Origin of the sequence: Microbacterium hydrocarbonoxydans (assembly GCF_023715885.1) — a bacterium.
In the GTDB taxonomy this organism is placed as follows: domain Bacteria; phylum Actinomycetota; class Actinomycetes; order Actinomycetales; family Microbacteriaceae; genus Microbacterium; species Microbacterium hydrocarbonoxydans_C.
The window spans coordinates 850,106-870,539 of the sequence record NZ_JAMBOY010000001.1; the positions used below are offsets into that span (position 1 = coordinate 850,106).

Sequence of the window (20,434 nt, forward strand, 5' to 3'; positions counted from 1 at the left end):
ACAGAGTTGCACGTTTGTGCACGGTTAACGATACAGTCCTCGACATGAACACACCACTCCTGATCCTCATCGCCGGCCCGTACCGTTCCGGGACCGGCGGAGACCCTGAACTCATCGCTCGCAACCTCGCACGCCTGGAAGAGGCGGCGGCACCCATTCACCGCCTCGGGCACGTCCCGATGATCGGGGAATGGGTGGCGCTGCCGATCCTGCGGGGGCTCGACGAGCGCGAAGCCGGGGAGGGCGACGTCATGTACGAGACGGCACGGCGTCTGCTGCAGCATTGCGACGCCGTGCTGCGCCTGCCCGGTGCCTCAGCCGGTGCGGACAAGGACGTCGAGATCGCGCACGAGCGGGGGCTGCCGGTCTACCGCTCGATCGACGAGGTCCCCGCCGCCTAGACGGCGAATCGCACTCCGGCGAGCCGCTCGGCCGCCGCCCAGAGGGCGGCTCCCGTCGACCGCGACCGCACCTCGTCAGAAGCGCGAACCCGCCGGGGCGCGCCGCGGAACTCGAGCGGGCCGCCCGGCCCCCAGTAGTCGCCGCCGGTGGCATCGGGCGACGTCGACGCGTGCACGATCGGCGCCGCGCCGGCATCCTTCCCCTGCACCATCACGCGGGTCGGCGCGGCGAGCAGACGGGTGAGCGGCCGAACCGGAGCGAGGCTGTCGCGGGCCGGGGTGAGCGGGTCGACCGCGTAGCCCGGGTGCGCGCAGAGGGCCGAGCGTGCGGTGCCGCGCCAGCGTCGATCGAGTTCGAAGGTGAGGGCCATGAGCGCCGCCTTCGAGCGTCCGTACTGACGAAGCGAGGCGCCGGTCCACGGGTCGTCGAGCGTCTCAGGGGCGATGCGCGCGAAGCGGTGCGCGATCGATCCGACCGCGACGACGCGGGCGTCCGGCGTCAGCGAGGGGAGAAGCTGCGCCAGGAGGGCGAAGTGGCCGAGGGCGTTGGTGCCGATCATGAGGTCGTGTCCGTCGGCGGTGCGCTCGCCGCGGTCGGCCGCTTTCACTCCGGCGTTGCAGATCACGCCATGCAGCGGCTCGTCGACGCGCGCCGCCGCCGCGGCGGTGCTTGCGAGGGATCCGAGATCGAGCGAGAGGATGCCGACGTCGGCGCCCTCGACCTGCTCGCGGATCGACCGCTCGGCCCTCGCCGCGCGCTCGGCCGAGCGGCATCCGAGGATCACGCGCGCGCCGCGGGCGGCGAGCAGCTCGGCGCACCAGTATCCGATGCCGGCGTTCGCACCGGTGACGAGGACGGTGCGGTCGACGAGGTCGCGTGCGTGCGGGGTCGGGGTCATCACTCCAACCTATGGTGCCCGGCCCCGGGGCTCGCCGCCTCCCGTAGCCTGGGCGCATGACCACGCAGAGTGCACGAACGGCCCTCGAGGTCGCCGACTGGCGGCGGCGCGTCTTCGCCCTGTACGCCGCGATCCGCGAGGCCGACTCGCCCGAGGAGGCGCACGAGCTGTGGCGCATCGAGCGCGATGAGCTGCTGCTGCGGCACCCAGCCACTCCGCTCCTGCCCGATGACCGGGTGATCTTCGAGGGCGTGCCGATCGCCTCGTACGATCCGGAGTGGCGCTTGGAGCTGCCGATCCTCGACGCAGAGCCCGGCGGCTTCGAGTTCGCGACGGGCACCGATGGGGTGGTGCCGTTCGAGCGGATCGGGCTCGTCGAGATCCCCGGCGTGGGCAGCCTCGACGTCTGGCGGCTGACGACCTATGGCGGCGGGCTGTTCGTGCCGGTTCGCGACGCACTCGCCGGCAGGCCCGACGGCACGTACGGCGGCGGACGCTATCTGCTCGACACGATCAAGGGCGCGGACCTCGGATCGGATGCCGGGCGCGGCACCGTCGTGCTCGACTTCAACTTCGCCTACAACCCGTCGTGCGCCTACGACCCGGCGTGGGCGTGTCCACTCGCGCAGCCGGGCAATGTGCTGCCGGTGGCGGTGCCGGTCGGCGAGCTGTACGTCGGGGGCGCCTGACCGCGGCTGTTCGACCGTCCGCCGGTGGGTCAGGACAGCGACTCCGCCACGGCGCGCCAACGCCCGGTGAACTCGGCGGCTCGGTCGTCGGACCACTGCGGCTCGTAGGTCTGCGAGGGCGTCCACGGGACGATTGCCTCGTCGAGCGTGAGCGAGGGATCCACCGCGCAGCGGGCGAGGGCGGCGGCGCCGAGCGGTGTCGCGTGCTGCGACGGGTACACGTCGATGGGCACGCGCATGAGATCGGCGACCGCCTGCATGAGCACCCGGCTGCGTGTCAGCCCGCCGTCGACCCGCAGCCGCTGGAGCGGGGAGCCGAGGTCGGCCGACATCGCGCGGGCCAGCTCGGCCACCTGCGCCGCGATGCCCTCCAGCACCGCGCGCACCAGATGCTCGCTGCCGGTGGACAGGGTCATGCCGGTGAACGTCGCCGTCGCGTCCGGACGCCACCACGGAGCGGCGAGTCCTGCGAGGGCCGGCACGCACAGCACGCCGTCCGCGTCGTCTGCGGCGACCCGGTCGAGGTCGGCGGCCGTGTCGATGAAGGTGAGCTTCTCGAGCCATCGCACCGCCGACGCCGCCGTGTACACCTGGCCGTCGAGGCAGTAGCTCGTCTGCCCGCCCTGCTGCCATGCCACCGACGACGAGAGCCCGGCGGCGGAGCGCACGGCCTCCGTACCGGTGTTGGCGAGCGGGAAAGCCCCGGTGCCGAACGTGCACTTGGCCTCGCCGGGCTGCAGGCAGTGCTGGGCGACGAGCGCCGCCTGCTGGTCGACGATCAACCCGCCGACCGCAGCGCTGCCGCCGAAGGCGGTCGTGGCGCCCGCGATATCGTCGGACGCGAGGATGCGGGGGAGCCGTTCGTCGGCGAGTCCGAACAGGTCGAGCAGCTCGGGGTCCCAGGCGGCGCTGTCGAGGTCGACCGCGAGGGAGCGGCTGGCGGTCGAGGCGTCGGTGACGAACTCGCCCGTGAGGCGGTGCAGCAGCCAGCTGTCGGAGGTCGTCACGACGCCCTCGTGGGTGATGTTCCTGCGGATCCACGCCTGCTTGGGCGCCGAGAAGTACGGGTCGAGCACGAGTCCGGTGCGACGGGCGACGTCATCCGCGTGGCCGCGCACCTCGGCGCAGACCGATTCGGCGCGACGATCCTGCCACACGATCATCGGCGACAGCGCGGCGCCCGTGTCGGGGTCCCACGCGAGCACGGTCTCGCCCTGGTTCGCGAGGGTGACGATGTCGACCTCGGCGCTCGCCTCGGCGACCGCGGTGCGTCCGGCCCGGAGCACCGAGTCGAGCAGCGCCTCCGGATCCTGCTCGACCCCGCCTCCCGCCAGATACGTGGGCCGGACGGCCACCTCGCTGAGCGCGAGGATATCGCCGGATTCGTCGACGACGACGGCCTTGGTCCCCGAGGTGCCCTGGTCGATCGCGAGCACGGTGGTCATGACGGATGCTCCTCGTGCGCGACGGCACCCGGCAGCACGCCACGATGCTCGGCCGTGCGACGCCACCACGGTCCGTTCGCGGCCGCAACCGGCGCCGCGGGCGTGGGCGGCTGCAGCGGACCCACCTCGATGCCGACCGCGGGGAGCAGCTCGGTCACGTAGTCGGCGATGCCGAGTGACGCGGTCAGGCCCGTCGAGCGGATGGCCGCGACATTGATCAGGCGGGCATCCTTCTCCGACGACCCGAGCACGTAGTTGCTCCCACGGCCGGCAGGGCGGAGCCCCGCGTAGCTCGCGATCGGCTCGAGGCCCTCCAGCGCGGGGAACTGCGTGACGGCCTTGGCGAGGATCTCGTCCCGCGCCTCGGGGCGCACCGTCCAGTCGTCCTTGTCGTCGAGGTCGACCGCAGTGGGACCCGCGATCACCCTCCCGTCGAGCGTGGGGAAGACGAGCACGCCCTTCGTACGCTTCGTCGGCACCGGCAGGATGATGCGGTCGAGCGTCGCACCGTCCGGCAGCTCGAAGACGAAGAACTCGCCCTTGCGCGGATAGATCTCGAACGAGTCGTCGCCGATCAGCCCGGCTACGTCGTCGGCGTGCAGGCCGGCGGCGTTGACGACCACGGCGGCGGCGAAGCTCCGGCCGTCCGTCGTCTCGACCAGGATCGCGTCCTCGCGCGGCGTGAGCGCGGAGACACGCGCGTCCAGCTCGACCCGTGCCCCGGCGGCCACCGCCGACGCCGCGAGCGCCGCCGTGAACGCGACGGGGTCGCTGACGGACTCGCCCGGTACGAGCAGGGCGCCGTCGGACTCGCGGATCTCGACCTCCACGCCGTTCGCGGCGGCGCCGGCAGCGAGTGCGGCCACCGTCTCGGCATCCTCGTCCGTGTGCGGCACGAGCTCGGCGCCGCAGTGGATGACGGGCACGCCCAGCGCGTTGAGGATCGCCGGACGGATTCGGGCGGCGCGCAGGATCAGCTCGGTCTCGAGCTCACCCGGGGTCGAGTCGAATCCGGTGTGCAGCACGCCGGAGTTCGTGCCGCTCGCCGCGAGACCCAGCGCGCCCTCGGCCTCGAGGAGCACGGCATCCACTCCGCGGTGCGCGAGCGTGTAGAGCAGGGCCGACCCCACGATTCCTCCGCCGATGACGACGACGGGGAGGGCGGGAGAGGGGGAGTTCATGATGGTTCCACTTTCGCTGATTTCTCTGGAGGAGGGGCGTCTCACCGGGAGGCGGACGCGGTGTCGTCGTCGAAGGTGCGGTCGACGTCGGCCATGTCGGGCATGGTGAGTCCGCGGCGTCCGCGCGTCGCGAGCAGATACACGAGGTACGCGATGCCGATCACGAGCATGATGCCGACGTACAGCCGCGGCTGCTCGAACGAGACGTCTCGGAAGATGAGCAGCTCGTACACGAGCCAGACGCTGGCGAGGATCAGCACCGGCACCTCCCACCGGCCGAGCGAGAACCCCGCGCTCGCGGGAAGGGAGCGGCGCTTCACGATGTACAGCAGCACGGTGCCCGCGTAGATGATCGCCGGCAGCAGGGTCGCCGCCGAGAACAGGATGAAGAGCGCGTCGCTCGTGCCGCTGAAGATCGCGAGGATCGCCTGCGTGATGACGAGGTAGCCGAGCGTCGCCGCCACCGGGGTGTGCCGGCTGCGGCTGACGCGGCGGAGCAGCTGCCAGGCGGGGAAGCGCTCGTCGCGCGACATCGCCCAGATCAGGCGGGTGCCGCTGAGCGTGATGACGAGGCCGCACGAGAAGATCGAGATGACGACGAGCACGAGCAGGATCTTCCCGACCACGGGGCCCAGCACCGAGGTGATGACGGTGGCCACCGGGGTCGCCGACTCCGCGAGCTTCGCGGTGTCGCCCGCGAGTGCGGTCACGGCGATGAGGAACAGCATCCCCAGCACACCCAGGGCGACGACGGCCTGCACCATGGCACGGGGGATGACACGCTCCGGGTTCTTCGTCTCCTCGGCGAGGTTCGCGGCCGACTCGAAGCCGACGATCGTGAACGCGCCGAGCAGGAACGCGAGCGGGAACGGGCCGGCCTCGGTGAGTCCGCCGAAGTCCCAGTACCCCGCCTCGGCGACGGGCGCCGTGGCGAACAGCTGCGAGAAGTCGAGGCGCCCGAGCGCCGCACCGACGGCGAACAGCAGCACGGTGATGCCGATCATGCCGATGATCTGCACGGTCACGGCGACCTCGTTGACGCGGTTGGTGACCTTGGTGCTCAGGGCGACGAGGATCGCCTGCAGCAGCATCACGAGGGCCGTGATGACCCAGCAGTTGGCGGAGCTCGGCGCGTAGCCGAACAGCTCGGGCAGGATCGTCGCGGCGATCGTGTAGTCGACCGCGACCACCACGACGACGAGGAACGCGAACGAGATCCACCCGGTGAGCCAACCGAGGATCGGGTTGGCCAGGCGCGACACCCACTGATAGGCGTAGCCGCTGATCGGGATGCGGGCGGCGAGCGCGCCGAAGATGAGCGCGACCATGGTCTGACCGACGACGGCGATTGGCCAGGCCCAGATGCCGCGGGGGCCGCTGCTGTTGAGTACCGCCCCGTAGGTCGTGAAGATGCCGGTCGCGATCGAGACGAATCCGAAGGCGACGGCGAAGGATGCGTAGAGCCCGAGCTCCCGCTTCATGCGGGTGCCGGTCGGGGCGGCGGGCGGGGCGATGGGAGCTTCGGGTGTTTCCATGACTCGACCTTCGTTCGACGGCGGTGGATACAACTGGTCTATACCAAGGCACGGTAGAGCGGGCACGAGTAGCGTGTCAATGGTGGGCAGGCGAGAGACGGAAGAATTCACACGGGCGAAATCTGGCGAGCCCGCCTACGTGCGCATCGCCGGGGAGCTGCGCAGCCGCATCGACGACGGTGAGCTCACGCCCGGCACGCCCCTGCCGGCGGAACGCGACCTGAGCGTCGAGCTCGGTGTGAGCCGCATGACGCTCCGCCGTGCACTGGGCGTGCTCGAGAACGAGGGCCGTGTGCACCGCGACGCGACGCGCGGCACCTTCGTGTCGGAACCCCGCGTGCGCTTGAGGCTCGGCTCGTTCTCGCAGGAGATCGCCCGCGCGGGCGGCAACCCGGGAGCCGAGCTCCTCTGGGCCGAGGAACGACCGGCCGACGAGACCGTCGCGGCCGGGCTCGGCATCCCTGCCGGCTCGCCCGTCTACGCGCTCCGGCGCGTGCGGCGCTCGAACGACGAGCCCCTCGCCGTCGAGACGACCTACTACCGCGCCGATCTCGTACCGGGCCTGCTCGACGGCGACCTCGCCGGGTCGCTGTGGGACGAGCTGCGCGCGCGGTTCGACCTCATCATCGCCCGCACCTCGGCGGAGCTCGAGGTGGTGGTGCTGGATGCCGACGACGCGCGTCGTCTCGGCACGCGTCGTGCCGCGGGCGGACTGCAGCTGACGCGGCGTACGTTCCTCGCGGCCGGTGACTGTTTCGAGTTCGCCGTCGACCTCTATCGCGCCGATCGGGTCTCGCTCATCATCGACCGGGCGGTCGACGCGGAGTGATCACGGTCTTCGACCTCGACGGGGTGCTCAGCCGCGCCGACACCATGGCCACGCTGGTGCTCGCGCGACTCCGCACGCGCCCCTGGCTCGTCCTGCCCGTCGCGGTGCTCGCGCTCGCCGCAGCGCTCGCGCCGGCGGCCGGGTCGCTGCGCCCCCGATGCAACCGCGCCGTCGTGCACGTCGTGCTCTCCGGGGTGACGGAGTCCGAATACACGCGGCTCGCCGTGCGGGTCGCGCAGCAGCTCGCCGCAAGGCCCGACAACGTGCGACCGGACGTGCTGGCGGCGCTGCGCAGCGCGGTCGCCGACGGCGTGGGCGTCGTGACCACCGCGACCGAGCTCGCCCTCGCAGAGGCGTACCTGGAGGCTCTCGGCGTCGGGGGGATGCCGCTGCTGGCCTCCCGCTTCCGCTACTCCACCCGCGGTCCGCGCTTCGCCGACCACAACGTGGGCGAGCGCAAGGCCGAGACGCTCGAAGAGGCTCTTCCGGGCGCGAGCATCGATACGCTCTACACGGATTCGTCGAGCGACCTGCCGCTCGCCCGACGGAGCGGACGGACGATGCTGGTCGATGCCCGACCCCGCTCGGCGAGGGAGTTCGCACGCCACAACGTCCCGTTCCGGCCGCTCCGCGGGTGACCGGCAGGGCCCACGGAGGATGATCGCTCCGGCCTGGCGCAGTATACGTATTCAAATTACCGCCTTCGCTCAAACATAGGCTTCCCTAACTTGACTGCATACGTATACCATCAGCGACATGGGACACACACAGCACCGAGCACTGCCGGTACTCGCACTCGTCGCCGTGGGCATCGTCGCCCTCGCCGGCTGTGGCGCGGGTTCCCGCACCGACAATGAGAACTCGACGAAGGTGACGTGCGACTACACGGCACCCGAAGGCAAGACGACGGTCAACGTCCTCGCCTACAACTCCTCCGCGATCGACCCGTTCACCGACACGATGGTGTCGAGCTGCTCGACCGACGACGTGACGCTGAAGCACGACCCGATCGACTTCGGCGGCCAGGTGACGAAGACCACCGCGACCCTCGCGGGCGACACCGGCACCTACGACATCATCGAGACGTACGGCTTCGTGATCCCCGGGTTCGGCGAGGAGGAGAAGCTCGTCCCGCTGAACGATCTGTGGGACAAGTACGCCGACGACTACGGTCTCGACGACATCAGTCCCTCGATGGTCGAGGGAATGTCGTACGACGGCGACATCTACGCGATCCCGATGCAGGCGCAGATGTTCGTCATGGCGTACCGTACCGACATCTTCGAGGACCTCGGCCTCGAGGTCCCGACGACGTTCGACGAGATGATCGACGCGGCCGAGGCGATCAAGGGCGCCGGCCTCATGGACTACCCGATCGCGCTGCCCTGGCTCGCCACGGCCGACGTCACCACCGGATTCCAGGGCGCGATGAACTCCCTCGGCGCCGACTTCGTCACCGCCGACGGCGAGGTCACGCTCGACACCCCCGAGGCCAAGCAGGCTGTCGAGGCGATGCTCGCGCTCAAGCCGTACATGGATCCGCAGGTCACGACGTTCGATCAGCCCAAGGTTCAGCAGCAGATGTTCAACGGCACCGCGGCCATGTCGATCATGTTCTCCGGTCGCATGTTCGACCTGACGCTCGACTCGAACTCGAAGTTCGCGGATTCGATCGGCTTCGCCGGGGCGCCGAAGGTGACCTCCGACGCGGAGTACTCGTACAACCGCCTCTCGATCGACGGCTGGTCGATCCCGTTCAACACCAAGCTCGACCACGACATGCTCTTCCAGATGATGGCCTCCGCCGTCAGCGAGGACGCGTCGAAGGCATCCGTTCCCGCCGCCTACCCGGCGCGCGAGGGCATGGTGACGGAGAAGAACTCCCCGTACGGCGCAGCGGCGAACGACTCGATCGCCAGCGCCATGCCGCCCGTCGTGTCGCCGATCGCGGCCGACATCACCAACGAGATCCGGCCCATCCTGGTCTCGATCCTCAACGGCCAGATCGCGGTCGACGAAGGACTCGCCCAGATGCAGGCCGCCGGCGAGAAGATCGCCGGCTGACCGACGCACCGACGTCATGACTGTGGCCTGAGCGCGAGTTCAGGCCACAGTCCGTCCAAGGGAGGACGCATATGAAGGCACGCGAGTTCTGGCTGCTCTTCTTCCCGAGCCTGCTGGTGATGGGGGCGCTTCTCGTGCTCCCTCTGGTGCGCACGGTGCAGTGGAGCTTCGAGCAGGTCCGCTACGGCACACCGGGCACGTTCATCGGCCTGGAGAACTTCACAGACGCCCTGACCGACCCGCGCTTCCACAAGGCGGTCGTGTTCACGGTGGTGGTCACGGTCATCACCACCGCCATCCTGCTGGTCTTCGGCTACATCATCGCCACCGGCATCAACCGCATCACCACCTCGCGCCCCCTGGTGCTCGGCATCATGCTCGTCTCGTACGTGCTGCCGAACCTCGTGGGCGCTGTCGCGTTCTCGTGGCTCTTCGACGACAACTTCGGCGGCGTCGTGAACCGCCTCATCGGATTCTTCGGCGGCACGCAGGTGCTGTGGTTCACCGACCAGGTTCCCAACGCGATCCTCGTCATCGCGAACACGGTCTGGCACATGCTGCCCTTCGCGATGCTCATCATCCTCGCAGGGCTGCAGGGCGTGCCGAACGAACTGAAGGAAGCGGCCAAGATCGACGGAGCCAACGCGTTCCAGACGCACATCAGCGTGATCATCCCGACGATCCGCGGCGTGCTCGGGTTCGTGACCCTGATCACGATCATGGACGTGCTGCGCATGTTCGACAACCTGATCCCGCTGTCGCCGCAGGCGCAGAACATCGGCAACGAGTCGATCATGCTCTACGTCTACTCCGTGGCGTTCGCCGACGGCGCCGAGAACCTCGGCCTCGGCAGCGCGATCAACGTGCTCACCATCCTCCTGATCCTCATCATGCTGATCCCGTTCATCCGGGGCATCTTCAAGGAAGCGAAGGCCGAACGATGAGTCTCACCGCCAACGAGCTCTCGACGAGAGCCATCGTCACCCGCGGCGCACCGAAGCGCCGCCGTCGCGGCGGGCCCAACCGCCCACCCGTCATCACGGGGCTGCTGCTGGGCATCCTCTGCGTGGTCGTGCTGAGCCCGTTCATCTGGATGACGCTGTCGGTCACCAAGCCGACCGACGTCGCGTTCTCGAACCCGCCCGTGCTCTGGGACTACCAGCCCACGCTGCAGGCCTTCGTCGACCTCTGGGAGACGACCTACTTCGCCGATTACCTCGTCAACACCCTCGTCGTCGCGGTCGTCTCCACCGTGATCGCGCTCGTGATCGGCATCCCTGCGGCCTATGCGCTGTCGCGGTTCCCCAGCTACGTCTCGGCGATCCTGCTCGTGCTGGCCCTGATCTTCCGGGCACTGCCGCGGTTCTCCGTCGTGCTGCCGATGTACGACATCAGCCGTGCGCTCGGGATCTACGACACGACCTTCGCGCTCGCGATCGCCCTCGTCGCCATCAACCAGCCGTTCACGATCTGGCTGCTGCGCAACTTCTTCGCCGAGATCCCGCGGGAGCTCGACGAGGCGGCGATGATCGACGGCTGCACGCGGATCGGGATGCTGCGACGCGTCATGATCCCGCTGATGGGGCCCGGCATCCTCACCGCCGGCATCTTCGTCTTCCTGTTCGCGTTCCAGGAGTACCTCACGGCGCTCGTGCTCACCGACACCTCGTCGAAGACGGTGCCGGTGTTCATCGCGACGCAGCTCGGGCAGACCCTACCGATGCTGCAACAGGCGGGCGCCGCGTCGATGCTGCTGACGATCCCCGTGTTCGTGATCGCGTTCATCGCTCAGAAGTACCTCGTCGCCGGCCTCAGCGACGGCGCCGTCAAGGGCTGACGTGTCGGCATCCGCCCCGAAGCTGGTGCTGCTCGCCGGCATGAACTGCACGGCAGACCTGTGGGCGGAGGCCGGCTTCGACACGGAGGACGGAGGGGCGATCCAGCCGCAGCTGGATCGTCCCTCGCTCCGCACGCAGGTCGACTCGCTGCTCGCGGAGATGCCGGCGCAGTCGGTGATCGTCGGGCACTCGCTCGGCGGCATCGTCGGCATGGCGCTCGCCCTCGCCGCTCCGCACCGCGTCGCCGGGCTGTGCCTGGTGTCGACGAACGCCAAGGCGCCCACGGATGCGCAGCGAGGCGGATGGAGGAACTGGCTGGCCGCTCTCGATGCGGGCGCGAGCGCGCGGGCCCTGCAGCAGAGCATCCTCGAGCCGTTGCTCGGCGGGCGCCTGGCCGCCGAACGCCCCGACCTGGTCGAGCGCGCTCTGCGGATGGGTGACGAGACGGGCGACGACCTGCTGCGCAGGCAGCTCCAGCTGCAGCTGACGAGGGTCGATCTGCTGTCCCGCCTGTCGTCGCTGCGGATGCCGACTCTCGTCGTCTCCGGACTCGACGACGTGATCTGCCCGCCGCACTTCCACACCGAGATCGTCACCGAGATCGACGGCGCCCGCCTGGTGTCGCTCGACGCCGGTCACCTGCTGCCGCTCGAGCGCCCGCGCGAGTTCGGCGACCTGGTGCGCTCGTGGTGCGCGCAGCGGGTTCGGCCGGCCGCCGTGGCATGACCGGCGTCGCGCGCACTGCAGGAGATCACACGCAACGAAGGACGGATGCCGCGGCGGCGTCCTTCGTTGCGCGAGATCTCCTGCGGAAGCTCAGCGGGTCGGCGCCGCCAGATCGCGGAGGTGCGCCATGAGCGACGACGCGAGGTTGTAGACCACGAGGTCGGCACCGCCCGCGAAGGCCGCCGCCGCGGCATCCCTCGTGCCCACGATGTCCATCCGCAGGGCACCGGTGCGCGCGAGCGCCTCGTTGACGACCGCGACGGCTTGCGCCACCGGGAGATCGTCGGACCCGGATGCCGCGGCGAGGTCGGCCGGGCCGATCATGATGCCGTCGAGGCGCGGTGTCGCGACTATGGCCTCGACGTTCGCGACGCCGCGCGGGGATTCGATCATGCCGAGCACGAGGGTGTTCTCGAGCCACCAGTCGCGGTGATCGGCCGCCGCGACCTCGCCGAACCGGCCGGCACGGCTGTAGGTGGCGAATCCGCGCGATCCGACGGGCGGGTAGAGCGCGGAATCGACGAGGTCGGCGGCATCCGCGGCGGTGTCGAGGTGGGGGGCGAGGATCCCCTGCGCGCCCTGATCGAGCACCCGCAGCACGAGGCCGCGGTCCTTCTCGCCGACGCGCACGATGACGGGCACGCCGTGCACGGCCGCCAGGGCGATGTGAGTGCGCAGTGCGACGATGTCGGCCGGGCCGTGCTCGCAGTCGATCAGCACGAAGTCGAAGCCGGCGACGGCCAGCATCTCGACGGTCTCCTCGGCAGGCATGCGCAGCAGAGCGCCGAAGAGCTTCTCACCGGCGCTCGCGCGCTGCCGCAGCGAAGGACTCATGCGACCATTCCCGCCGAGAGGTCGACGTCGGCGCCGCACATGCCGGGCATCCCGAGCATCGCGACGACGGCCGCGCCGACCTCCTCCTCGGTCACCATGCGTCCCAGCGCCGCCCGCGAGACGAACGCCTGCTCTGCGTCGTCGACGGATGTGCCCGACCGCTCAGCCTCGAGGCGGAAGTTGCGGGCCATGCGCGGGCCCTGCACCGGCCCGGGGGAGAGGGTGTTGACGCGCACGCCGGCCGGTCCGACCTCGAACGCGAGGGTCGAGGTGAGCCCGATGACTGCCATCTTCGAGGCGCAGTAGGGCGTGCGGTGCGCGAGCGGGCGCTTGCCCGAGACGGATGCCACGTTGATGACGTCGCCGTCGCCCCGCTCGACCATGCCCGGCAGCAGCGCCTTGCACAGCAGGAAGGTGCCGCGCACGTTGACGTTGAAGACCTCGTCCCAGTCGTCGACGTCGATGTCGGTGAGCGCCGCCACCGGACCGGGGATGCCGGCGTTGTTGACGAGGATCGACACCTCGGTGCCGGAGAGAGCGTCGCGCAGTGCGTCGACGGACGCCGGGTCCGCGACGTCGCACGCGAGCGCTCGGACGCGGTCGCCGAGCTGTCCGGCCACCGCATCGAGCTTCGCCGTGTCGCGACCCACCACGACCACCGCGGCACCGGCGGCGTGCAGGGCTCGGGCGATCGCCGCTCCGAGTCCGCTCCCGCCGCCGGTGACCACGGCCGTGCGACCGGTGAGGTCGGTCATCGTGCGACCGCGTCGACCGCGGCGTGGCTCTCGTCGATCCAGTCGAACCGAGTGCCGGCGTGACGCCACGCGCGCGCATCGCCCGAGCGGGCGTGTCCCTCGAACAGCTCGACGCGGGCGGCGCGGCCGCAGACGGCGCCGAGCTCCGCGGAGGACTCGGTGTTCTGAACCTCCTGGTACGTCACCGTGCGGAGGTACTTGCCCACCCAGAGCCCGCCCGTGTAGCGGGCCGCGCCGAGCGTCGGGAGCACGTGGTTCGTGCCGATCACCTTGTCGCCGTATGAGACGCAGGTGTTCTCCCCGAGGAACAGCGCGCCGTAGTCGTGCATCTTCGTCAGTGCCTCGCGCGGGTTCTCGGTGAAGATCTGCACGTGCTCGAAGGCGAAGTCGTCGGCGATGCGGTACGCCTCGTCGAGATCGTCGGCGACGATCACCTGACCCCAGTCGCGCCACGCGGGACCGGCGTAGTCGCGCGTCGACATGCCGGGGAGGATCTTCTCGATCCAGTCGATGACCTCCTCGCCGAGCTTCCGAGAGGTCGTCACCAGCACGGCGGGGGAGTCGGGGCCATGCTCGGCCTGTGACAGCAGATCCACGGCGGTGAAGAAGGGGTCGGCGTGCTCGTCGGCGACGATGAGGATCTCGGTGGGGCCGGCGAAGAGGTCGATGCCGACCTCGCCGAACAGCTGGCGCTTGGCCTCGGCGACGTAGGCGTTGCCGGGTCCGGCGATCATGTTGACCGGCGCGATCGTATCCGTGCCGACAGCCATCGCCGCGACCGCCTGCACGCCGCCGAGGATGTAGATCTCGTCGGCGCCCGCCATCTTCATCGCCGCGACCGTCGCGGCGGGGATCTCGCCGCGGATGGGCGGGGTGCAGGCGACCACGCGGGGCACGCCGGCCACCTTGGCGGTGATGATCGTCATGTGGGCCGAGGCGGTGAGCGGATACTTGCCGCCCGGGATGTAGGCGCCGGCGGCCTGCACCGGCACGTGCTTCTGGCCGAGGAAGACACCGGGGAGCGTCTCGACCTCGACGTCGACGAGCGAGTCGCGCTGCGCCTGAGCGAACCGGCGCACCTGGCTCTGCACGAACTCGATGTCCTGGATGACCTGCTCCGGCAGAGTGGCGATGATCTCGTCGATCTGGGCGTCGGAGAGTCGGTACGACTCGGGGCTCCACTTGTCGAACTGCTCGGCATAGCGGCGGACCGCGACGTCGCCGTTCTCGCGGATGTCCCCGATGATCCCCCGGACCCGTTCGGCGACGTCCTGCTGAGCGGTGTCCGCGAACGTCTTCGTCGGCGCGGACTTCAGATGCAGGGGCATGGCCCATCCTTTCGTTGCATACGTATGCTCCGATTATGACCGCGTATGCATTCGAGCGTCAAGGGCAGTAGAATTCGACAGATCGAGGGGGAGGCCTGACATGGTCGTCACGAGCCGGGATGTTGCCCGCTTGGCCGGGGTGTCGCAGCCCACGGTGTCGCGGGCCCTGCGCGACGACGCGCGGGTGTCGGAGGCCACCAAGCTCCGGGTGCGGGAAGCGGCGCAGCTGCTCGGATACGTGCCCAGCGAGGCCGGCCGGGCGCTCTCCTCCGGGCGCACGCGCCGCATCGGGTTGCTGCTCACCGATCTCGACAACCAGTTCTACTCGCACATCATCGCCCCGGTGCACCGCGAGCTCGAAGCCCTCGGCTACCAGTTGATGCTGCACACCGAGACCGCCGACAACGACACGATCGTCGAGCGGCTCCTCGCCAACGGCCTCGACGGAGTCATCCTGGCCACCACGACCGTCGACTCCGTCGCCCCCGTACGGCTGCGCGATCGCGGGCTGCCTTTCGTGTACTTCAACCGCACGGGGTCCTTCGTCGACGCGGACTCTGCGGTCGTGAACTCCGTGCCGGGCTATCGCGAGGCCGTCCGCGCGGCCGTCGCCCTCGGGCATCGGCGGATGGGCGCGGTGCTCGGGCCGAGCAACACCAGTACGGCGCAGGGGCGGGAGGCGTCGCTCCGAGACGCCCTGAGCGCCGAGGGGCTGCAGCTCGACGAGCGTGACGTGCGCCGCACCCCGTACGGCGCGGCCGAGGGCGAGGCGGCCGCGGCCGAGCTGCTCGCCGGACCCGACCGCCCCTCAGTGCTCTTCTGCGGCAACGACGTCGTCGCGTACGGCGCGCTCAACGCCGCTCATCGCGCCGGGCTGCGCGTGCCCGACGATCTCTCCATCATCGGCTTCGACGACCTTCCTGAGGCGGCGTGGCCCATCATCGACCTCGCTACGGTCGGCTACGACATCGTCGGCATGGCGCGCGCTGCGGCCGACCTCATCGTCCGGCGCATCGAGGAACCGGATGCCGAGATCCGGATGTCCGGGTTCGCGTCGACCTTCATCGCGCGCCGCACGCTGGCACCCGCTCCCGCGCGCTGACCCCGCGGGCATCTTCGCTCCTGCGCCGCCGGGCCCCGGCGTCCGAGCGGGCACCGGCACCCGCGTCCGTTCCCGCCCCGGATCCGCCGTTCTCGAAGAATGTCCACCGTGTGCGCTGGCGGACTGCTTGCGCCGCGTTGTGCATACGCATACACTGACGATCACGCGACGTGCGATCACCGATGAACCGCAGTCGTGCATCTCGAAGGAGTGGAAAAGCGTGTCTCTCGACCCGGTCGCCTACCTGCCGTACAAAGACCCCGACGACTTCATCCGCGAGGTCACCGACCTCATCTGGGTCGATCGGTCGATCAGTTTCATCCGCGACAACTACGAGCCGGACTCGATCGTGCACGGCGCGCTCGGCACCTCCACGACGCGACAGGAGGTCATCGAGGGCTCGCTCATGCGGATCTCGGCGACGCCGGACCGCACAGGTCAGGCGGAGGATGTCATCTGGGAGGCACGCGGTGACGACGCCTTCCTCAGCTCCCACCTGGTGCTCTCAGGCGATCTGCACTCGCCGTACGTGAGCCGCACGATCGCGAACTGCCTCTACCGCCGTGGCCGCATGGTCGAGGAGTGGGTCGTGCGCGACACGCTCGCCGGCGCGCTGCGTCGCGGTGACGACCTCGACGAGCTGGCGCGGGCGCAGGCGTTCCGCGGCTTCTCCGGCTCGTGGACCGAGCCCGCCCCGGCCGACCCGATCGCGAAGGGCGACTCGGGCGTCCGCCCCGACGAGTACCGCGCCGAGGTCGAGACCGTCCTCGACATGATCCAGACCGTCTGGAACGACCGCGATCTGCAGAAGGTCGAGAAGTACTTCGATCGCGACCTCACGCTGCACACGGTCGGCGACCGCACCATCATCCGCCCCGAGGGGTACCGCCGGGCGCTGCTGCGCCTGCTCGAGTCGTTCCCGGGCGGACAGTTCGAGATCCGCGACATCCAGACCAATTACGACGTGCGCTACGCGGGCCTCCGCGTCGCGGTCGTGTGGAAGTTCGTCGGCGACTACAACGGCGTGCCGAACTACGGTCCGCTGACCGGCAAGCCGGTCGACCTGATCGGCATCTCGCAGTTCACCTTCCACAACGGCGCCATCGTCAAGGAGGTGCGCCTGTGGGACGACATCGCGCTCCGCGCGCAGATCGCAGGGTCACGGGGCGACGAGCCGGTGCCCTTCGCCAACATCTACTGATCATTCACTGATCGACAAGGGAGAAGAAGAAATGAGTACCGTCATCGAGGGCACGACGGACGTCGTCGTCGACACCGAGGAGATCCAGCGCCGGACCATCCGTCGTTCGGACTGGGTGCCGTGCAACTCGGCGTTCATCGACTGCCGCACCCCGGGGTCCGACCGCAAGGAGAACTACTCCTTCATCGGCGCCGGCGTCTCGCAGAACGCCAGCCAGTACGTGAACCTCGAGGTCAACCACGGGTTCAACACGGGAGCCGCAGGCATGCCGAACGGCATCTCGAACAACCTGCACCTGCACTTCACCGCCGAGGTCTTCATCAACCTCGGCGGCGAGTTCCGGCTGCGCTGGGGCGTCGACGGCAAGCAGGGCGAGTACATCAGCCACGACGGCGACATCGTCACGATCCCCACGTGGATCTTCCGCGGCTTCACGAACGAGGGACCGGATGACGGCATCCTGTACACGGTGCTCGGTCGCGACGACAACGGGGGCATCATCTGGGGTCCGTCGGTGCTGCGCGAGGCCGAGTCCTACGGTCTGCACCTCACCGCCGACAACAAGCTGATCGACACGGTCGCGGGCGACGTCCTGCCCGACGACGTGGCGCTCATCAAGCCGATGAAGCAGCACTACATCGATGAGCTCACCGAGTACTCGGTCGAGGACATGCGCTCGCGGGTCATCCAGCCCGGCGACCGCAGGTACTCCGCCGCGGCGCTGCTGTGCGCGGCGGTCGACGGAGGCCGCGTCGAGCTCGCCACCGCGATCGGCTACGGCATGAGCGAGAACCGTCGCCAGGTGCCGAACGTGCACGAGCCCCACTCGTTCAACCTCGCCTGGGTCAAGGCCGAGCCGGGTCAGGGTGTGCTGCGCCACCGGCACGACAAGACGCAGGCGCTGCTGTTCAAGACCGGCCGCTGGGAGGTCACCCTCAACGGCGACCCGGCGACGACCGTGAACCTCGGAGCCGGCGACACCTTCTCGGTCCCCGAGGGTGCGTGGCGGGAGTACCGCTGCGTCGAGGGCGACGAGACCGGCTCCGGCACGGTGCTCGTCATCAACGGCGGCGACGACCGTGTGTACCTCGAATGGGCCCCCGAGGTGGTCGAGGCCGCAGCCGCCGCCGACTGGACGATCGACCCCAACGGCTACCTCGCGCCGCTCGGCGTGATGGTCACGGCCACGGAAGACGACTGAGTCGCGACGCCTTCAGACGGGGCGCGAGGAGCTGCGACTCCTCGCGCCCCGTCTCGTGTGCGGGTCACCGCAGCGGCGTGCGCCCCGCGTGCTCGGGGAGGGCCTCGCTCAGCATCCGCTCGGCGAGCTCGGCGAGCTTGCGCGTCGCCGGCGACAGCAGCACGCCCTCGCGCTGCACGAGCGCGATCGTGTCGTGCATCGGCTCGGCGAACGGGAAGGTGCGGATGCCAGGGGGGAATCCCTCGGACTCGGCGATCGACCTCGAGACGATGGTGTCTGCGGTGCCCGCGGCGACGAGGCTCAGTGCGGTCTCGACGTGCTCGACCTCGACCGACGGCTCGATCGTGAGACCCTGCAGGCGGGCGCGCTCCAGCAGCTGCCTGCGCGTCGGATCGTCCCATCCGGCGAAGGCGTCGTAGAGCACGAGCTTCGCCTCGGCGACCTCCGAGATCGTCACCGGCCCTCTGCCGGCCGGGCGGGTGGAGGAGACGTAGAGCACCTCGTCGCGGAACAGCGGCTTGACCTCGAGGCCGTCCTCATCGATCGGCAGCACGAGCAGACCCGCCTCGAGCTCGCCCCGCGCGATGGACCGCGCGACGTGAGCCGAGTTGATGCCCACCAGTCGCAGCCGGACATTCGGATGCCGATGGTGGAACGTCTCCGCCAGGTCGGCCAGCGCGTAGTACGCCGCGTTGCGCAGCACCCCGAAGGTGCAGATGCCGCGGTCGAGCGACGCCAGAGAGTGGATCGTGTCGATGCCGTTCTGCACGGCGCTCACGGCCTGGGCGGCGTGCGGGCGCAACTCCTGCGCGGCGGCTGTCGGCACGAGGCGACGACTGCCGCGGACGAAGAGCGTGGCGTCGAGCTCGCGCTCGAGGCGGGCGACGAGCTCCGAGACGGAGGCCTGCGTCATGCCCAGGCTCGCTGCGGCCGCGGTGAACGAGCCGTGTTCGAGGGCGGCGAGGAAGGCGGTGAGCTGGGTGATGGTCACAGCCCAATGGTAAACCCGATGCGAGTGTACGGATCATCAGGCTTGTCGGATGGTTGCGGCCGATCTAACCTTCCTGCATGCGTTACTCTCCTGCAGTCCTCGCGCGCCACGAGGGCGCCTTCCATCACCTCAAGACCCCTGGCGTCGACGCCCCGGCCGCGCAGCGCGACCCCGCCGTGATCGAGACCGTCACGACGATGCTCGCCGACATCCGCGAGCGCGGCATGGACGCCGTGCTCGACTACGCGAGGAAGCTCGACAACTACCAGGGCGCCGCCATCGAGCTCACGCCCGAGCAGATCGCGAGCAGTGGCGAGCGACTCGATCCCGCCCTGCGCGAGGCGATCGAGCTCGGGGCTGAGCGCACGCAGGCCTTCGCCCGCGAGCAGCGCTCGCACCTCTCCGACTTCGAGACCGAGCTGGTGCCCGGTCTCGTGACCGGGGCGAAGTACATCCCGGTCTCCCGTGTCGGCGCCTATCTGCCCGCCGGCCGCTTCCCCCTCACCGCGAGCGCGTTCATGACCGTGGGCGTAGCGAAGGCCGCCGGCGTGCCGACCGTGATCGCCTGCACGCCCCCGCAGCCCGACGGCGGAGCCAACGACGCCGTGGTGTACGCCGCGCATCTCTCCGGCGTCGACCGCGTGTTCGTCATCGGCGGGGTGCAGGCGCTCGCCGCCATGGCGTACGGCCTGCTGGGCGAGCTGCCCGTCGACATGCTGGTCGGCGCGGGCAACGCCTTCGTCGCCGAGGCCAAGCGTCAGCTCTTCGGCACGGTCGCGATCGACCTCCTCGCGGGCCCGAGCGAGGTCGCTGTCATCTCCGACGAGACGGCCGATCCCGAACTCGTCGCCGCCGATCTGCTCGGCCAGGCCGAGCACGGACCGAATTCACCAGCTGCGCTCATCACGACGTCGGAGGAGCACGGCCGCGCGGTCATCGCCGAGATCGACCGCCAGCTCGAGACGCTCGCGACGGCCGAGATCGCCGGGCCCGCGTGGCGCGACTACGGTGTCGTGACGGTCGCGAAGGACCGCGAGACCGCCGTCGCCCTCATGGACGACCTGGCTCCAGAGCACCTGGAGATCCTCACGGCCGACGACGACTGGTACCACGAGAACCTGCGCAACTACGGCTCGATCTTCCTCGGCCCGTGGAGCACGGTGGCGTACTCCGACAAGGGCATGGCGGGCACGAACCACGTGCTCCCCACGGCCGGCGGCGCCAAGCACAGCGCCGGGCTGTCGGTCTCGCGCTTCCTCAAGCCGCTCACCTACCAGCGCATCAGCCGTGAGGCGACCCCGGCGCTCGCGGATGCCGTGCAGGTGATCTCCGACTCCGAAGGCATGGCCGCGCACAGCGCGACCGCGACGCTGCGCACCGCCCGCCTCGGCTGACGAACCGCACGCAGACGAAGA

General features: G+C 69.8%; 20 protein-coding genes. 12 read left to right on the top strand and 8 right to left on the bottom strand.

Annotation, left to right across the window (positions count from 1 at the left end; genetic code table 11):
- The first annotated feature begins 44 nt into the window (after window positions 1–44).
- On the top strand, window positions 45–401 hold the full coding sequence (locus M3195_RS04005; RefSeq protein WP_251585252.1) for a DUF4406 domain-containing protein: 357 nt from the start codon (window positions 45–47) through the stop codon (window positions 399–401).
- Here M3195_RS04005 and M3195_RS04010 read toward each other — a convergent pair.
- Window positions 398–1,300 (bottom strand): SDR family NAD(P)-dependent oxidoreductase, encoded by a 903-nt coding sequence (locus tag M3195_RS04010; protein WP_251585253.1) that lies wholly within the window; start codon window positions 1,298–1,300, stop codon window positions 398–400. The genes M3195_RS04005 and M3195_RS04010 overlap by 4 nt on opposite strands.
- 56 nt (window positions 1,301–1,356) lie before the next feature.
- On the opposite strand from M3195_RS04010, the gene M3195_RS04015 reads away from it, so the two are divergent.
- Window positions 1,357–1,989 (top strand): DUF1684 domain-containing protein, encoded by a 633-nt coding sequence (locus M3195_RS04015; protein ID WP_251585254.1) that lies wholly within the window; start codon window positions 1,357–1,359, stop codon window positions 1,987–1,989.
- Between the two features lie 29 nt (window positions 1,990–2,018).
- On the opposite strand, the gene M3195_RS04020 is transcribed toward M3195_RS04015, so the two are convergent.
- From M3195_RS04020 to M3195_RS04030, 3 genes are read right to left on the bottom strand one after another with little or no spacing between them, the layout of a single operon-like run.
- Window positions 2,019–3,434, bottom strand: a complete 1,416-nt coding sequence (locus M3195_RS04020) for an FGGY family carbohydrate kinase (RefSeq protein ID WP_251585255.1) — start codon at window positions 3,432–3,434, stop codon at window positions 2,019–2,021.
- Window positions 3,431–4,615: an NAD(P)/FAD-dependent oxidoreductase gene (locus M3195_RS04025; protein ID WP_251585256.1), complete on the bottom strand. Its 1,185-nt coding sequence runs from the start codon at window positions 4,613–4,615 to the stop codon at window positions 3,431–3,433. The genes M3195_RS04020 and M3195_RS04025 overlap by 4 nt, the downstream gene beginning before the upstream one ends.
- A gap of 41 nt (window positions 4,616–4,656) precedes the next feature.
- On the bottom strand, window positions 4,657–6,150 hold the full coding sequence (locus tag M3195_RS04030) for an APC family permease (protein ID WP_251585257.1): 1,494 nt from the start codon (window positions 6,148–6,150) through the stop codon (window positions 4,657–4,659).
- 139 nt (window positions 6,151–6,289) lie between these two features.
- Between M3195_RS04030 and M3195_RS04035 the strand changes: the two genes are divergently transcribed.
- From M3195_RS04035 to M3195_RS04060, 6 genes are all read left to right on the top strand, one after another.
- The gene (locus tag M3195_RS04035; protein WP_251585258.1) at window positions 6,290–6,979 is read left to right on the top strand and encodes a GntR family transcriptional regulator; all 690 of its coding nucleotides are present in this window, start codon (window positions 6,290–6,292) and stop codon (window positions 6,977–6,979) included.
- Window positions 6,976–7,617, top strand: a complete 642-nt coding sequence (locus tag M3195_RS04040; protein WP_251585259.1) for an HAD family hydrolase — start codon at window positions 6,976–6,978, stop codon at window positions 7,615–7,617. Before M3195_RS04035 ends, M3195_RS04040 begins: the two co-directional genes overlap by 4 nt.
- A 118-nt stretch (window positions 7,618–7,735) precedes the next feature.
- Window positions 7,736–9,043: an ABC transporter substrate-binding protein gene (locus tag M3195_RS04045; protein ID WP_251585260.1), complete on the top strand. Its 1,308-nt coding sequence runs from the start codon at window positions 7,736–7,738 to the stop codon at window positions 9,041–9,043.
- A gap of 71 nt (window positions 9,044–9,114) precedes the next feature.
- Window positions 9,115–9,987: a carbohydrate ABC transporter permease gene (locus M3195_RS04050; protein WP_251585261.1), complete on the top strand. Its 873-nt coding sequence runs from the start codon at window positions 9,115–9,117 to the stop codon at window positions 9,985–9,987.
- Window positions 9,984–10,880: a carbohydrate ABC transporter permease gene (locus M3195_RS04055; protein ID WP_251585262.1), complete on the top strand. Its 897-nt coding sequence runs from the start codon at window positions 9,984–9,986 to the stop codon at window positions 10,878–10,880. Before M3195_RS04050 ends, M3195_RS04055 begins: the two co-directional genes overlap by 4 nt.
- Window position 10,881: 1 nt before the next feature.
- The gene (locus tag M3195_RS04060) at window positions 10,882–11,607 is read left to right on the top strand and encodes an alpha/beta fold hydrolase (RefSeq protein WP_251585263.1); all 726 of its coding nucleotides are present in this window, start codon (window positions 10,882–10,884) and stop codon (window positions 11,605–11,607) included.
- A 90-nt stretch (window positions 11,608–11,697) separates the two neighbouring features.
- Here M3195_RS04060 and M3195_RS04065 read toward each other — a convergent pair whose 3' ends face one another.
- The 3 genes from M3195_RS04065 to hisD (M3195_RS04075) are packed head-to-tail and all read right to left on the bottom strand — an operon-like array spanning window position 11,698 to window position 14,524.
- On the bottom strand, window positions 11,698–12,441 hold the full coding sequence (locus M3195_RS04065) for an HpcH/HpaI aldolase family protein (protein WP_251585264.1): 744 nt from the start codon (window positions 12,439–12,441) through the stop codon (window positions 11,698–11,700).
- On the bottom strand, window positions 12,438–13,196 hold the full coding sequence (locus M3195_RS04070; RefSeq protein WP_251585265.1) for an SDR family NAD(P)-dependent oxidoreductase: 759 nt from the start codon (window positions 13,194–13,196) through the stop codon (window positions 12,438–12,440). The genes M3195_RS04065 and M3195_RS04070 overlap by 4 nt, the downstream gene beginning before the upstream one ends.
- Window positions 13,193–14,524, bottom strand: a complete 1,332-nt coding sequence (gene hisD / locus M3195_RS04075; RefSeq protein ID WP_251585266.1) for a histidinol dehydrogenase — start codon at window positions 14,522–14,524, stop codon at window positions 13,193–13,195. Before hisD (M3195_RS04075) ends, M3195_RS04070 begins: the two co-directional genes overlap by 4 nt.
- Window positions 14,525–14,624: 100 nt before the next feature.
- On the opposite strand from hisD (M3195_RS04075), the gene M3195_RS04080 reads away from it, so the two are divergent.
- From M3195_RS04080 to M3195_RS04090, 3 genes are all read left to right on the top strand, one after another.
- Window positions 14,625–15,626 carry a LacI family DNA-binding transcriptional regulator gene (locus M3195_RS04080; protein WP_251585267.1) on the top strand — a complete coding sequence of 334 codons (1,002 nt, stop codon included), beginning with the start codon at window positions 14,625–14,627 and terminating at the stop codon, window positions 15,624–15,626.
- 220 nt (window positions 15,627–15,846) lie between these two features.
- The gene (locus M3195_RS17065; RefSeq protein ID WP_251585268.1) at window positions 15,847–16,827 is read left to right on the top strand and encodes a nuclear transport factor 2 family protein; all 981 of its coding nucleotides are present in this window, start codon (window positions 15,847–15,849) and stop codon (window positions 16,825–16,827) included.
- 31 nt (window positions 16,828–16,858) lie between these two features.
- Window positions 16,859–18,028 (top strand): cupin domain-containing protein, encoded by a 1,170-nt coding sequence (locus M3195_RS04090; RefSeq protein ID WP_251585269.1) that lies wholly within the window; start codon window positions 16,859–16,861, stop codon window positions 18,026–18,028.
- 64 nt (window positions 18,029–18,092) lie between these two features.
- Here M3195_RS04090 and M3195_RS04095 read toward each other — a convergent pair whose 3' ends face one another.
- Complete coding sequence (locus M3195_RS04095; protein ID WP_251585270.1) at window positions 18,093–19,019, bottom strand: LysR family transcriptional regulator; 927 nt, start codon at window positions 19,017–19,019, stop codon at window positions 18,093–18,095.
- A 77-nt stretch (window positions 19,020–19,096) separates the two neighbouring features.
- Here M3195_RS04095 and hisD (M3195_RS04100) point away from each other — a divergent pair, with 77 nt between their 5' ends.
- Window positions 19,097–20,413 carry a histidinol dehydrogenase gene (hisD, locus tag M3195_RS04100; protein ID WP_251585271.1) on the top strand — a complete coding sequence of 439 codons (1,317 nt, stop codon included), beginning with the start codon at window positions 19,097–19,099 and terminating at the stop codon, window positions 20,411–20,413.
- Window positions 20,414–20,434 lie beyond the last annotated feature (21 nt).